The following is a 14,778-nucleotide window of genomic DNA, read 5'->3' as shown; positions in this document are numbered from 1 at the left end:
CCACTATAAAATGATTCTGCAATAGGTATAATGGAAACTATTTCTATCAGAATTTCCGATGAAACCCTGCGTGATGGAGAACAACAAGCAGGCATTTTCTTCTCTTATCCAACTAAACAAAAACTTGCCTATTCCATTGCTCAAACGGGAGTTGATGGACTCGCTATCATGCCCAGTGTTTGTAAACAAGAAGAAGAATTAGTCAAATCATTAGTATTAGAGGGATTGGATAGTCTGATCACTGCTTGTACCTTAATGGGAAAGGAGTACATTGATAAAGCCAAAATGTACGGAGTTAAGCGCATTATCCTTTTTTACGGTCTTTCCGATCGCCTGCTGTTTTTGCGAGATCCTCAGATCCGTTTGTTGAACGAGTTTAAAGGAAAAACTATTGATGATAATATCCCAGCAAAAGTAATCGAGATAATTCGCCAAAACGCCATTGATATAATTGTCGAAAATTTGCGCTATGCCACTAAGGTTGCTGGTCTTAGGGTAGACTTTGCCGCCGAGGATGCCTCAAGAGCCGATTTTGACTTTTTAGTGCAATGTATCCGCTCATACAGCCCTTATATTGAAAACTTTTTACTTTGTGATACAGTCGGAGTCCTCACTCCAGAAAAGAGCTATATCTGGGTTAATGATCTGCTCCAACGTACAACAGGCGTTGCTTTCGGGGTACACTACCACAATGATATGGGCTTGGCTCTCGAAAATACTCTCCAGTCCGTTATGGCCGGAGCGACTTTAGTATCGGGTACATTTTCCGGGATTGGTGAGAGAGCCGGAAATGTTGCCATTGAGCAGGTATTAAATGGGTTGCGAGTCCGTTTCGGAATCGAAGTCAAAGGGATTAATTATGATGCGATCGCCGCAGTGACTAATTACATTGAGCAACTGGGGATTCGTCCTGCTCCCCCTTACTCTCAAACTGCTCAACGCCACGAATCAGGTATCCATGTCAATTCTTTGTTTAGCGATCCTCAAAGCTACGCTGCTTTGCGTTACAGCACTATAGAAGTTCTCTTCGGCAAATGGAGTGGAGTCAGTAATTTTCAATATCTATTTGAAAAGCAACTACAAAATCCCCAACCCAGAAATCAATATGAAAAAATGCGCTCAGTGATCAAATCTCTTGCTGTTGAGCAAGAACGTTATTTTACAGCCAATGAGGTATTAGAGTTATGGAAAAATGGGGTCTTTAAATAATCTATGCTCTCGTATAGTAGCTCGCTACTGTTATGGGATGTGAAAAAATATCCGCGAGCTACATCCTACAGCTAAAACATATAGACTTTGTTTGCACATTACTGTAAAACCCTAAAAGCATTGCAAAACAAAGAATGTAGTCAATATAGTAAAATACCAAAATTATTCAGTCAGCTTCAAAAGTCTTAACTGATTTCTAGAATATGCAATCTAAAACCGTTCATAATCAATCCCTAACCAATACCCCTTCAGCTTTTACTCAATTTTGGGAGGATATCAAAGCGATCGCAGGCCCTTACTGGTATCCTACAGAGGCATGGGGAAGAGCATTTCCAGACGTGATTCGTACATGGGGAATGCTCATTATCCTGATATTATTAATAATAATGCTCGTCGGTGTCACTGCATTTAATAGCTTTGTTAGCCGCTATTTATTAGATATTATTACTGAAGGAAAAGACCTTGCTAAATTTGTTGATACGTTATTAGTTTATGGCGCTGCCCTTGTCTGCGTAACGCTATTAGTAGGATTTTCTAAATTTGTTAGAAAACAAATCGCTCTTGATTGGTATGAATGGCTAAACGATCGCATTTTAAAAAAATATTTGAGCAATCGCGCTTATTATAAAATAAATTTTAACTCAGATATTGATAATCCAGATCAACGAATATCCCAAGAAATTGAACCTTTGATCAGAAATGCTCTTACTTTTTCAGCTACTTTTCTAGAAAAAGTGCTGGAAATGGCAACTTTTTTAGTAATTCTCTGGTCTCTTTCCCAATTTATTGCAGTTGTATTGCTTGTTTATACGATAATAGGCAATTTAATTGCTGTTTATTTGGCTCAAGAATTGAATAAGATTAAACAAGAAGAACTCGAATTTGATGCAGACTATACTTATAGCTTAACTCATGTTCGTAATCACGCTGAATCAATAGCTTTCTTTCAGGGAGAAAAAAAAGAATTAAATATAATCCAGCGAAGATTTAATAACATTATTAAAAGCACCAAACGCAAGATTAATTGGGAGTTAACTCAGGATATTTTTAACAGAGGCTATCAGGCAGCTATCCAAATATTTCCATTTATAGTATTCGGGCCTTTACAGATTAGAGGTGAAATTGAATTTGGAGAAATTGCTCAAGCCAGTTTAGCTTGTAATTTGTTTGCTACTGCTATGGCAGAATTAATTAGAGAATTTGCAACTTCGGGACGATTTTCTAGTTACGTTAAACGTTTGGGTGAGTTTACAGATGCGTTAGAATTTGTTACCAAAGAACCAGAGAAAGTAAGTACTATTAAAACAATAGAAGAAAACCATCTCGCTTTTGAGAATATCACTTTACAAACACCCAACTATGAACAGGTGATTGTTGAAAATTTGTCACTTGAGGTTCAACCTGGAGAAGGTTTATTGATTGTAGGGCCGAGTGGTCGTGGTAAAAGTTCTCTATTGAGAGCGATCGCTGGCTTGTGGAATGCCGGGACTGGTCGTCTGGTGCGACCTCCATTAGAAGAAGTGTTATTTTTGCCCCAACGTCCTTATATAATTTTGGGAACTTTGCGTGAACAATTACTCTATCCTAATACAACTCGTAAGATGACTGATGCAGAACTCAAAGAAGTTTTGCAACAAGTCAACCTACAAAACTTGTTGAGTCGAGTAGATGACTTTGATACAGAAGTTCCTTGGGAGAACATATTATCACTAGGAGAACAACAACGCCTTGCATTTGCACGACTACTAATTACTCATCCTAGATTTACTATATTAGATGAAGCAACAAGTGCTTTAGATTTGAAAAATGAAGAGAGTTTATATCAACAGTTGCAAGACACAAAAACAACTTTTATCAGTGTTGGACATAGAGAAAGTTTGTTTAATTATCATCAATGGGTTTTGGAACTATCAGGAGATTCTAGCTGGCAAATTATTAGCGTACAGGATTATCAACTACAAAAAGCAAAAGAAGTTGTTATTAATGTTCCTAAAAAGCCTGAAATCACAATAGATGTTTCACCCAAAAATGAATCCCAAACTCAACCAGAAACATCCATCAAGATAGGTACAATAGAAGGACTTTCTCATAAGGAAATGCAGACATTAACAGACTGTAGTATTAACACCATCAGAAGCAAGGCTAGCCTTGGTAAGTCCATTACTGCTAATGATGGCTTTACCTACCGCTATGACAAAGATCCAAAGGTGTTGAAATGGGTAAGAGCTTAACCAATATTTTTACTTTTTAAAATCAAGGTCATGCTAACTAAACAGCAAAGACAACTAATTACTTACAAGACTATTTCAATTTATGAAAGAACTTATCAATTACCAGTTCTAAAAAATAATGCTGTAAAAATAGTTCAAAAAAAAATTAGAGAACGTCAAAGATTAATTAAAGAAGGCGTTCGATATCATCATCAGCTTGGTGGGATAATTAAGCGAAAAGAAGAAATTAGCCAGGGAGAAGTTTTTCAGGAAATCCAATTATTTATTAAAGATTACAGCCATATTATTGATTTCCTAGAAAATTATAAGGATAATTATCATGATTTTTTATTAAATCTTGCAGATGACTTAAAAGAATTATTTCAACAAAAATATTTGGCTATAAAAACCTTAGAAGACGAAAGAAGTAAATTAGAGCTAAAAAATCATAAAAATCCGAAAATACTTGATGAGCTAACATGGGAAAAGCAAGAAAATCTCAAAGCAGTTTTGCTACTGAGTAATGCTTATTTCTTAATGCTAGAAAAAATAAAATTGCTTGGTGAAGGAATTAAAAACCTTGCAGAAGATACAAAAAGTCAAAAAGAAGTTGTTCAGCAAATAGTAAAAGATTTAGAAGTATATCAAGAAATTTACGAATATCAAAGAAAAGCCTATAAAATTCGTCAAGAAATAGCTAAAATTGCCCACACTGCAATCAACATTGAAAATTCTTTACAAGATTACTTTAGTCCTTTTCAATTTTTAATAGATGAAGTCATAAAAGTGGATGAATATTTTTATGCAACTGTTGGAGATATTAAAAATTTAGGTGATAATATTTTAAAGCATCAATCAAACTTATTTAACCTGGAAAAAAACGAGGCTATTTCTGAAAGTTTTCTCGATTTTATGGTGACAAGTTATGATAAAAAAGCCAGATTAAAAGATGCTTTTATTCAATCTCAATTATTAGATTGGCAAATCCATAATTTTGATTTGAGCGAAAATGGTGTCTTTTTAGACAAGGGCATTGATTTAATATCTAACTATATATCCAAGCAACTAACAGATCAAAGAAAAGCGCTAAGTATAGCAGAAGTAAATTTTGTCTCTACAGATTCTCTATCTCCTGTTGAAGGAACAGGATTGATAGGACTGACTAATAACAATGTTACGTTGCCAAAAAAATTTCCCAGCAATAAAGGTATTGATTATACCCAATTGCAGGATCTCCTAGCACAACATCATTGGAAAGAAGCTGATATTGAAACCACTAAAATAATGCTAAAAGTCATGAGTAAAAATTATTGGAATGAAGTTTATAAGGAAGATATTGATAACTTTTCTTGTCAAGAGCTTCACACTATCGATCAACTTTGGGATCAATATAGTTATGGCTATTTCGGCTTCACTGTTCAGCAAACTATCTGGAGCGAAATGGGTGGTCAGGTAGACTACGAAACAGAAAAAAGACTTGGCGATCGCCTTGGTTGGCGAAAAGAGGGAAACTGGTTAGACTATGAGCAACTAACTTTTAAATTGTCCCCTATGACACCGATGGGACACTTGCCAGCCCAATGGTTACACTACGATCAACATAGTTTTGACTTATCCCAAAAATCATCTACAGAACACCTTTCAATGGGAGCTTGGCGGGTCAAGTCTTGGTTAGTTTGGCAGATGCATTTATTCTTTTCTCGTATAAAAACTTGTCAAGAAACTTTCTTATGCGATAATCGCACATTTATTAAGAATAAGAAAAATTAGAGCTAAAGCTAATTTGAGGATAAACATGAGTAATAGTAAGCATTCTGATATAGAAATAGAAATTTTACTTTTTGGGAAATGGCGTTTTGATACGTCCTCCGAAAAAGTTACTATTGAATTTAAAGATGATATGACTTATGAACAAACCACGGTTCAAACATTGCTTTTCTCTAAACCTAAAGAACTTATAACAGGGAATAAATTTACCGGGGTATGGTACGTAAGTCAAAAAAAATTGTATTTAAATGTTAAAACTATGCCAAAATCCTTTTTGAATTTAAGGATACCACTAGTTTTTAAGATATCTATTGCAGATATGATTGCTACTTTAGGTTCGGTGCTTATGGTAGAAAATTATGAAATTATGAAAATTAATAGCTCTAAATTTTTAATGAAGGATAAAGAGCAATCAATTCTTGGGACAAAAATAAAATAATATTAATATTAGAAAGTAACTTTATTTTGTCACTCTGGGTATGCTTACGGCGGGCTTAAACACGTTATTTTTGATAAAATTAACTTTCAACTAAGATGCAATTACAATTACGGGCGGTAACATTTCTAAAACCGTAATGCTCAAATCAGGAAACTCTAAAGGTGAAATAGTCGCATCTTCGGACAAAATCACTTCACTTTGATAGCCATCCTGAGTTGGTTCTCGAAAGACGTGCAATTGACGACTAACCACATCTAACACCCAATAATCTGTAATTCCCGCTTGCGAGTAGGCTTGAGCTTTGATTTCGCAGTCTAGTTTCAGGCTGCTATCTGCTACTTCAATAATCAGATAAACTTCTTTTGGAGTGGGATGGTGGTCTGCGTAGTCTAGTGGATCTACTTTAACGACAGCTATATCCGGTTCTGGTTCAGATCGTGCGTTTAACTTTACTGGGTCTTGAATACATACCCAAGCCCGATTCCTCAAACTATTTTGCAGTAATCTATCTGTTCTCCCCACTGCTGAACGATGGGCTGTCCCTTTAGCAATCATCCAAATAATCTTTCCTTCTAGGAGTTCTACTCGTTCATCTGCACCAAAAATCCCAGCCTCAGCCATCCGATGGTATTCTTCAACTGTCCACAGGCGAAGCCTTAACGTCGTTTCTGTGTTTTGCATGGCTTGTTTTGCAATTGTGAGAAGTAATTAATATTTTAGCTTGTTTTACTTGACATAAGAAAAATAGTTTGATATAATTGAACTGTTTTTCTTTATTCAACTTAACCTAAATCGGCTGTTAGAAACCGCATCTATAAAGTCAAAACCCGCGCAGGCGGGTTTCAGACTCTTGATTTAACCTTAGCCCAAATCGGTGTAACTCTTGTTTGTGTGCCCGTAACCTCTCAATACTTCTCGGTTAAGCATTTTTAATTCGGAATCGGATTTTGGGTAAAGGGTACTAGGTTTTGGTTAAAGGTTTTTTCTTTCCCCTTGCCCTTTTCCCCTTAACCTAGAAGTATTGCGTAACCTCTGCGAATTCAACTTGTTAAGGCTGCTAATCTTCTAAAATTTGGATTTCATCAAGTTGATTGATCACTACATCTGCACCTCGAACATTATCTGACTTACCCACCCAAGTGATACCAATACAACCTGCGGCTTTAGCATCACGCGCCATTTGCATATCGCCAACGGCATCACCTACCATCAAGGTAGCACCTGGTTCAACTCCCAATGCTTTGCAAGCTTGCAAAAATAGGACTGGATCTGGTTTGCTCGGCCCCTCATCAACTCCCATTTTTAACTGGATATAATCGCTTAATTGATGATGCGCTACAAACTTATTTACTTCATCGGTTGTTGCAGCTGAGAGGATACCGAGTTTTAAACCCCCTTTGCGTAGGTATTTCAACAAGTCTAAGCTACCCACAAATAGCGGTGAAGGAGTTTGTTCGATGTATTTTTCTGCTTCATCCAAAGCTTGACGGGCTATTTTTAAGGACTCAAACCATCCTTTTCCTGTTTCGGCAATATATGCCGCAGCCGCAACTTCTGTTTCGCGGCGACTCGCTACCGATATCAAGCCTGCCGGATCTAGAAGATTGCCATTGATGCCAAATGCCATTAATAGGGGTTCCCCAGTTCCAGGGATTTGAGCATCTATTAATCTTGTTGCCTTTTGTGCGAGCGATCGCAAATACGTTTCTGAATCTTCTAGAGTACCGTTTTTGTCAAACAAAATTGCCTGGATATTATCAAAAGTGATTTTTCTACATTTAATAGTTGCCACAATATTTCACCCCACTTATTTAGTCAGAAGTTATGAGTTTTTATTCTTAACCCCTAACTGTTCCCAATTTTCCACATAAAAAAAGAGGGTTTTTCCCTCTTTATACAATGATTTAATACTCTTACTTAAAAACAAGTAAAACTATAAAATGTATTATTCTTCAATAGCTGCTGGAATTTGTTCTTCAGTTTCCGTGGCTGCTGGAATCTCTTCTTGAATTTCCGCAACTACTGGAGTTACTTCCTCAATTTCTGCTGCTGGTGGAATTTCTTCTAGTTCTGCTGCTGGTGGAATCTCGTCTTCAAGTTCTGTTGCTGGTGGAATATCTTCTTCTGCTAAAACATCAGCAGGCGCAGCAGGCGCAGCAGTAGCACCTTGTTGCTTGGCTAACAGTTGTTCACGATATTTAGCAGCCATTTCTTCTGCCTTATCGTAAACCAAATCCCGGTTTTTAATCATGTCGCCGGGTTCAGGTTCTAGTTGCTTGGTAGATAGGGAAATGCGACCCCTTTCTGCATCCAAGTCGATGATCATCACTTTCACTTCATCATTGACATTGAACACGCTATGAGGTGTATCAATATGTTCGTGGGAAATTTCAGAAATGTGTAGTAGACCACTGACACCACCAATGTCGATGAAAGCACCGTAGGGTTTGATACCACGAACGGTACCTATTACTACTTCGCCGACTTCTAGGCGGTTCATCTTCCGCTCAACCAGCGCCCGACGATGAGATAGAACTAAGCGGTTACGTTCTTCATCCACCTCTAGGAATTTCAATGGCAGTTCTTCGCCTACCAATTCTTCTTTAGGTTTGCGAGTACTGATGTGAGAACCTGGGATAAAGCCACGTAATCCTTCAATCCTTACCAATGCACCACCGCGATTGGTTGCAAACACGCCAGAACGTACAGTGGCATCTTCTGCTTGCAGCTGTCGCACGCGTTCCCAAGCCCGCATGTATTCAATACGGCGAATGGAAAGGGTTAATTGACCATCTTCGTTTTCATCGGTAAGGATGAAAAACTCACGCGTTTCGTTTGACTGTAAGACTTCTTCCGGGCTATCCACCCGGTTAATAGACATTTCTTGTATAGGAATATATGCTGCGGTTTTAGCACCAATGTCAATCAGAGCGCCGCGCGGCTCTATACTGAAAACTGTTCCTGGCACAACATCGCCAGGGCTAAAATGATAATCGTATTTGTCAAGTAGAGCAGCGAAATCTTCGTGAGTGAATCCAATTTCTGTAGCGGTTAAATTCTGATTGACCATGCTGATTTGTTCCTGGTTCTAGTCTCCGTAAAGGTTGTGCGACAAGCGCGATGTACTATGTAAGCAGTTCTATGGCAGCTTATATTTAACATCCTTTTTCATCCTAGCGCAGAAAAGCTAGTATTAACACATATCTACTCCCAAGATTGGAAATTATATCACAATATAAAAATGATTGGTTATTCACTTAGTATTTAAAATTAACAAAGGACAAACACAATAATATCCGTTGCTCCTACAATTAGTAGCAACGGATACTAACTTCTTTAAATCAGCTAAAGGTCTGGTAATTAGGATCTACTTATCTTTTGGTTTCTCAAAGCGAGGTGGTTCGCGAAATGCGATCGCAAAAAAGAGAGTACCTATACACAGAGTAAAAATCAAGATGTAAGCAACGCTTTCCATATTATTAGTTCCTGCCTATCCAGCTAGTGATGAGAAATTAAGGATTAGGTACTGGGTATTAGGGATTGGGAAAACTTTTTCCTATAGTCCCCAATCCCCAGCGCCCAGCACCCCAGTCTCTTAGAGAGCTTCTTTCCGGCGGGTTGATTTGTCACCCACTTTCTGGAACAGCCCCCACTCAACTTGCTCTTCTAGATCCGCATCAACACCGGCAAATACGTCTCGGTAGATTGTGCGAGAGCCATGCCAGAGATGACCAAAGAAGAACAGCAGAGCAAATACAGCGTGTCCAAAGGTAAACCAACCTCTAGGACTGGTACGGAATACACCATCAGAGTTCAAGGTTTCGCGGTCAAATTCAAAGATTTCACCACCTTGAGCTTTACGGGCATACTTCTTCACATCAGCTGGTTCTGTAAAGGTTTTACCATTCAGATCGCCACCATAGAAGCTGACGGTGACACCAGATTGCTCAAAGCTATACTTAGATTCTGCCCGACGGAAGGGAATGTCAGCGCGGACAATTCCATCAGCATCAGTCAAAATCACTGGGAAGGTTTCAAAGAAGTTGGGAAGACGACGCACGTTCAATTCCCGTCCTTCAGAATCTTTGAATACGGCGTGACCTTGCCAAGATTGGGCAATACCATCACCCTTCACCATTGGCCCTGTACGGAATAGACCGCCTTTAGCGGGGCTATTACCTACATAATCATAGAAAGCCAGTTTTTCGGGAATCTGCGACCAAGCTTGGTCAAGGGTTGCACCTTCAGCAACGGTAGTTTGAACCCGGCGCTGAATTTCTTGACGGAAGTAGCCTTGATCCCATTGGTAGCGGGTAGGGCCAAACAATTCGATGGGAGTGGCGGCGTTTCCGTACCACATAGTACCAGCAACAACGAAAGCAGCAAAGAAGACTGCTGCAATACTGCTAGAAAGTACTGTTTCAATATTCCCCATCCGTAGGGCTTTGTAGAGCCGTTCGGGGGGTCTAACTGTGAGGTGGAATAAGCCTGCAATAATACCAACAACACCAGCAGCAATGTGGTGAGCCGCAATGCCACCAGGGTTATATGGGTTAAAACCATCTGGGCCCCATTCTGGTGCTACTCCCTGGGCAGCCCCAGTTATGCCATAAGCGTCAGAAACCCATATCCCCGGCCCAAATAGTCCGGTGACGTGAAAAGCACCAAAGCCAAAACAAAGTAGACCAGATAAGAATAGGTGAATGCCAAACATTTTTGGCAAGTCTAGAGCAGGTTCACCAGTGCGGGGATCTCTAAAGAGTTCCAAATCCCAGTAAACCCAGTGCCATACGGCAGCTAGGAACAGAAGACCGGAAAGAACAATGTGAGCCGCAGCAACGCCTTCAAATGACCAGAAGCCAGGATCGGTTGCTGGGCCACCAGTAACGTTCCAACCACCCCAAGATTGAGTAACGCCCAAACGTGACATGAAGGGGAGGACGAACATCCCTTGCCGCCACATGGGATTGAGAACCGGATCGCTAGGGTCAAAAACAGCTAGTTCGTAGAGTGCCATCGAACCAGCCCAGCCTGCTACTAAGGCTGTATGCATTAGGTGTACAGAAATCAGCCGTCCTGGATCATTCAGAACGACTGTATGTACTCGGTACCAGGGTAGTCCCATCGACTACGCTCCTCCTCGATGAGTTAGTTTACAAAGCAATTTTCTTACTGAGATTCTAAGGAACGAAATTCGCCACTCAGAAAACTCTCTCTTGTTTTTTGTTATTGCCAGAGCCAGAGTACTACCACAGTTAGTCTTATAAGTCAGACAGAGTGGGAGATGAGGCAATGCTTACTCGCTTCGGGAGGTTTACCTTGTAGGGTAGCCACCGCCAAGCAAAAAATGAGAATGTTTTAAAAAGTGTAACTATTGATGGAATTGTTTGCAAGCGTGTAAATTGATGCGATCGCGTAGCATCTCAAAGTTTTTTCGCTACCAATCTCTCTTGAAGATTAAATTTACTTATCTTTAACTTTATAAAGGGAGCAGGGGGCAGGGAGAACAGGGGCAGGGGAGGCAGAGGGACAGGGAGGACAAGGGGAGAATTATTCAAGTTTCTCCCTTGTCTACCCCCTCTTCCTTGTCTCTTATGTCTCTTCTCATCTCAATGCCCCATTCCTAATGCCCAATACCCCATGCCGATTTTACTGAACCACCAACTGGATATTTTGCAGTTGGCACTTCGCCTCAGCTGTGTTTAAACGTTCAATTACCTGTTCAGCACTCATCAAACGCTTGAGTACTACTTGACCTATGGTAGTACCGACTGTGACTGGTATTGTCGGCTTCACTTCCACGGTTAAAATGGCTTCTTCAACTCGATAAAGCCATAGCAATTCGTTTTCTTCCACTAAACAAATATTCATTCGCTGAATATCTGGTTGCCGTCGCCATGCAGTTACTTGCCAGAGTCCATCAGATGCCCAGACTCTAGCAACTGCCCATCCCTCAGATAGAAAGAAATACTTCACGCTCTTAGTCTCACTATTAAACTTTCAATCTGCTATTTACGATTACGATATCGTATATTATTTATTAAATATGTATAACTAATAATAATTTAAATTAAGTCTCTTTAAATTATTATTGCTCAATTTAATTAAATAAAATAAATTTTTCTTTATATTTGATGTAGCTCAGTAAAAAAATAATAAAATTGCATATTTAAATATTTAGCTAATATTTTTTGTTACTAACTTTACAATAAATTTCATGTATGCTTTGGATATTAAACATTAAGCATAACATTAGGAAGATTTTAGGGAACTATGAACAAACCGATAAACTCACCATTTAGATATCCTGGCGGCAAATTTTATGCTCGACATTTGATTCTTAATCATATTCCTTCTCACTCTTGTTATGTTGAACCTTTTGCGGGGGGTGGTTCTATTTTTTTTGTAAAAGATAAAGTAAATATTAATTGGCTCAATGATATTGATGAATTGTTAATAAATACCTTATTAACAATTCGAGATCAACCAGAAGAATTAATCAAATTTTTAGCAGGAGAATCCGCTACTAAAGAAAGACATACATATTACAAAAATGAATTCATCCCACAAAATAAATTAGAACAAGCTGGTAGATGGTTTTACCTTAACAGAACCTCCTATTCTGGGATTATGAAGCATCAAAACTGTTATTGGGGGTATGGTGACAAATACAGTATGCGTCCAGAGAATTGGCCCAAAAACATACGTCGAACTTCAGATAAACTTCAAAACGTTAAAATTACTAATCTCGATTTTGAAGAAGTTATCGAATCTGTACCTAATGGATCTTTTTTATTTATTGATCCTCCTTATTTCAATGCAGAGCAAGATAAAATTTATGCTCATTCATTTTCTAAAGACGATCATTTCAGGCTATGCCAAATATTAAATAGATACAAGGAAAAAATAAAATTTCTTATAACTTACGATAATAGCGACACAATTAGAAATATATATGAATGGGCATTGGAAATACACGACAAAGAATGGAATTATACAATTAGTAGAAGTGATGATCAAAAAAATCGAAAGAGTAAGCAAGATAACTTTAAAGGCGAACGATATAAGGGGAAAGAAATTTTTATATTAAACTACTCTTCTCTTGACTCTACTTCTCCCAATTCGGAACAGTTAATTTAGAACTTTGAATTATTATGATGAGGTAGAGTTCTGCATATTATAGTAAGCATTTAATTATTTTTACTTAATCATCCTGAATACACATAAATTTATCTGTTCGAGCACAATCCTCTATAAAAAGTATTTAAAGTAGTAATTAATTGTAAAGTTTTCTATAAAACTAGCAAATATATAGTATAATCACTGACTTCTGATTACATAAAATTTAACTGTATGACCTGGTTTTCCTTGTCCGTGCAACGGTGGGGTCGGATTACACAATTCCTATCTTTGTTCTGTCTATGCTTATTTTTAGTTGTTAGTTGCGCTCCTCGTCCACAGTCTTCTACGCCACCATCGGGTTCTGTAAATAGCCCTACAGGTGATGGTCGTATTACTATCGGTACAACAGCAAAGCCGAGAACCCTTGATCCGGCTGATGCTTATGAGTTAGCATCCTTGGGTTTGGTGTTTAATATGAGCGATCGCCTCTACACCTATGAACCAGGAAGTACGGAAATTAAGCCCCAGCTTGCGACAGCATTACCTAAAGTCAGTCAAGATGCCTTAACTTATACCATCCCCTTACGTCAGGGAGTGGTTTTTCACGATGGGACTCCCTTCAACGCCGAAGCAATGGCGTTTACTATCAACCGCTTTATTCAAAATAAAGGAAAACCATCATTTTTACTAGCTGATGTAGTAGATTCGGTGAAAACTACAGGCGAGTATGAGTTAAGCATTAAGCTGAAAAAACCCTTTGCAGCCTTTCCTTCACTACTGGCGTTTCCTGGGGTGTGTGCAGTTTCGCCAAAAGCTTACGAACTTGGTGCTGGTAAATTTAAGCCGAATATTTTTGTAGGAACTGGCCCTTACAAGTTAGCGCAGTATGGTACTGATTCAATAAGATTTGATACGTTTGATAAATATTGGGGAGAAAAACCAGTTAACAAGGGTGTTAACCTCCAAATTCAAACTAGTCCAGTTAATTTATTTAATGCTTTCCGTACAGGCGCTGTAGATGTAGCCTATCTATCGCTACAGCCAGATCAAAATCGGAGCTTAGAAGAAGGTGGTAAAAAAGGGGATTGGCAAGCGATCGCAGCTGAAGGTAGTGTAGTAAGCTATCTGGTATTGAATCGGAATCAAAAGCCTTTAGATAAATTAGAAGTCAGACAAGCGATCGCGTCAATAATTGACCGTCCACTCTTAAATGAGCGGGCCTTACTTGGTCAAGCAGACCCGCTTTATAGCATGATTCCCACAACATTTAAAGTTTCTGTGCCATTATTCAAAGATGCTTATGGCGATGCTAACTTTGATCAAGCTAAAAAATTGTTAACTACTGCTGGTTTCTCCAAAGAAAATCCCGCAAAAGTCCAAATTTGGTATCCTTCTAGTTCACCTACTCGTAGTTTGGCAGCACAGACCCTCAAATCTCTTGTAGATGCCAAAATGGATGGAATTCTGCAATTTGAAGTTACCCCTGCTGAAGGCCCAACATTTTTTAAAGACATTGCCAAAGGATTATATCCAGGGGCTTTACTTGATTGGTATCCAGACTTTTTAGACCCAGATAATTACGTCCAGCCATTTTTGTCTTGTGACAAAGGTTCAGTTGCTAAAGGATGTGAAGATGGAGGCAGTCAAACTCAGGGTTCGTTCTACTATAACGAAGCGATGAATAAACTGATCGATCAACAACGCAAAGAACTAAATCCCGAAGCGCGTCAGAAAATTTTTGCAGAAATTCAAAAGCAAGTAACTGCTGATGTACCTTACGTTCCCTTATGGCAAAGCAAAGACTATGTATTTGCCCAAAAAGGTGTAAACAGCGTACAACTTAACCCAACCCAAATTCTGGTTTACCAGACAATTAAAAAGTAGTTAAAAAGTCAAAGGGACAAAAAATTACTCTTTAACCTCTTACCTCTGTGTTCTCTGCGCCTCTGTGGTTGATTTAATTAATTTTTAACCGCAGAGACGCAGAGAGCGCAGAGAAAATAAAGAGATTTTACAAGTCACTTTGAAAGG

At 38.7% G+C, this 14,778-nt stretch carries 12 protein-coding genes; 6 read left to right on the top strand and 6 right to left on the bottom strand.

Annotation, left to right across the window (positions count from 1 at the left end; genetic code table 11):
* The first annotated feature begins 30 nt into the window (after positions 1-30).
* From FBB35_RS23400 to FBB35_RS23385, 4 genes are all read left to right on the top strand, one after another.
* Complete coding sequence (locus tag FBB35_RS23400; RefSeq protein WP_174711630.1) at positions 31-1,209, top strand: 2-isopropylmalate synthase; 1,179 nt, start codon at positions 31-33, stop codon at positions 1,207-1,209.
* A 203-nt stretch (positions 1,210-1,412) separates the two neighbouring features.
* The gene (locus FBB35_RS23395; protein ID WP_174711629.1) at positions 1,413-3,440 is read left to right on the top strand and encodes an ABC transporter ATP-binding protein/permease; all 2,028 of its coding nucleotides are present in this window, start codon (positions 1,413-1,415) and stop codon (positions 3,438-3,440) included.
* Positions 3,441-3,470: 30 nt separating this feature from the next.
* Complete coding sequence (locus FBB35_RS23390; protein ID WP_174711628.1) at positions 3,471-5,189, top strand: GUN4 domain-containing protein; 1,719 nt, start codon at positions 3,471-3,473, stop codon at positions 5,187-5,189.
* Positions 5,190-5,214: 25 nt separating this feature from the next.
* A complete protein-coding gene (locus tag FBB35_RS23385) occupies positions 5,215-5,625 on the top strand; it encodes a hypothetical protein (protein WP_174711627.1) in 411 nt (136 codons plus the stop codon).
* A gap of 90 nt (positions 5,626-5,715) precedes the next feature.
* On the opposite strand, the gene FBB35_RS23380 is transcribed toward FBB35_RS23385, so the two are convergent.
* From FBB35_RS23380 to FBB35_RS23355, 6 genes are all read right to left on the bottom strand, one after another.
* A complete protein-coding gene (locus FBB35_RS23380) occupies positions 5,716-6,306 on the bottom strand; it encodes a Uma2 family endonuclease (RefSeq protein WP_174711626.1) in 591 nt (196 codons plus the stop codon).
* A 376-nt stretch (positions 6,307-6,682) separates the two neighbouring features.
* On the bottom strand, positions 6,683-7,417 hold the full coding sequence (locus tag FBB35_RS23375) for an HAD family hydrolase (protein ID WP_174711625.1): 735 nt from the start codon (positions 7,415-7,417) through the stop codon (positions 6,683-6,685).
* Positions 7,418-7,570: 153 nt separating this feature from the next.
* Positions 7,571-8,695: a 30S ribosomal protein S1 gene (locus FBB35_RS23370; protein WP_174711624.1), complete on the bottom strand. Its 1,125-nt coding sequence runs from the start codon at positions 8,693-8,695 to the stop codon at positions 7,571-7,573.
* 297 nt (positions 8,696-8,992) lie between these two features.
* Positions 8,993-9,100, bottom strand: coding sequence for a photosystem II reaction center protein T (locus FBB35_RS23365; RefSeq protein WP_084227385.1), 108 nt, complete (start codon positions 9,098-9,100; stop codon positions 8,993-8,995).
* 120 nt (positions 9,101-9,220) lie between these two features.
* Positions 9,221-10,750, bottom strand: a complete 1,530-nt coding sequence (psbB, locus tag FBB35_RS23360) for a photosystem II chlorophyll-binding protein CP47 (protein ID WP_174711623.1) — start codon at positions 10,748-10,750, stop codon at positions 9,221-9,223.
* Between the two features lie 524 nt (positions 10,751-11,274).
* A complete protein-coding gene (locus FBB35_RS23355; protein ID WP_174711622.1) occupies positions 11,275-11,601 on the bottom strand; it encodes a hypothetical protein in 327 nt (108 codons plus the stop codon).
* 297 nt (positions 11,602-11,898) lie between these two features.
* Between FBB35_RS23355 and FBB35_RS23350 the strand changes: the two genes are divergently transcribed.
* Together FBB35_RS23350 and FBB35_RS23345 are read left to right on the top strand one after the other, a co-directional pair.
* A complete protein-coding gene (locus tag FBB35_RS23350) occupies positions 11,899-12,765 on the top strand; it encodes a DNA adenine methylase (RefSeq protein ID WP_174711621.1) in 867 nt (288 codons plus the stop codon).
* Positions 12,766-12,978: 213 nt separating this feature from the next.
* Positions 12,979-14,631 carry an ABC transporter substrate-binding protein gene (locus FBB35_RS23345; RefSeq protein ID WP_174711620.1) on the top strand — a complete coding sequence of 551 codons (1,653 nt, stop codon included), beginning with the start codon at positions 12,979-12,981 and terminating at the stop codon, positions 14,629-14,631.
* Positions 14,632-14,778 lie beyond the last annotated feature (147 nt).

Origin of the sequence: Nostoc sp. TCL240-02, from assembly GCF_013343235.1 — a bacterium.
Taxonomy (GTDB): Bacteria; Cyanobacteriota; Cyanobacteriia; order Cyanobacteriales; family Nostocaceae; genus Nostoc.
This window is presented reverse-complemented; position numbering and strand designations above follow the sequence as displayed.

What these genes read in the sequence shown, in the direction of transcription:
- FBB35_RS23400 (WP_174711630.1), top strand. Translation starts at nt 31, where the DNA reads ATGGAAACTATTTCTATCAGAATTTCCGATGAAACCCTGCGTGATGGA.
- FBB35_RS23390 (WP_174711628.1), top strand. Translation starts at nt 3,471, where the DNA reads ATGCTAACTAAACAGCAAAGACAACTAATTACTTACAAGACTATTTCA.
- FBB35_RS23350 (WP_174711621.1), top strand. Translation starts at nt 11,899, where the DNA reads ATGAACAAACCGATAAACTCACCATTTAGATATCCTGGCGGCAAATTT.
- FBB35_RS23345 (WP_174711620.1), top strand. Translation starts at nt 12,979, where the DNA reads ATGACCTGGTTTTCCTTGTCCGTGCAACGGTGGGGTCGGATTACACAA.
- FBB35_RS23395 (WP_174711629.1), top strand. Translation starts at nt 1,413, where the DNA reads ATGCAATCTAAAACCGTTCATAATCAATCCCTAACCAATACCCCTTCA.
- FBB35_RS23370 (WP_174711624.1), bottom strand. Translation starts at nt 8,695, where the DNA reads ATGGTCAATCAGAATTTAACCGCTACAGAAATTGGATTCACTCACGAA.
- FBB35_RS23385 (WP_174711627.1), top strand. Translation starts at nt 5,215, where the DNA reads ATGAGTAATAGTAAGCATTCTGATATAGAAATAGAAATTTTACTTTTT.
- psbB (WP_174711623.1), bottom strand. Translation starts at nt 10,750, where the DNA reads ATGGGACTACCCTGGTACCGAGTACATACAGTCGTTCTGAATGATCCA.
- FBB35_RS23380 (WP_174711626.1), bottom strand. Translation starts at nt 6,306, where the DNA reads ATGCAAAACACAGAAACGACGTTAAGGCTTCGCCTGTGGACAGTTGAA.
- FBB35_RS23365 (WP_084227385.1), bottom strand. Translation starts at nt 9,100, where the DNA reads ATGGAAAGCGTTGCTTACATCTTGATTTTTACTCTGTGTATAGGTACT.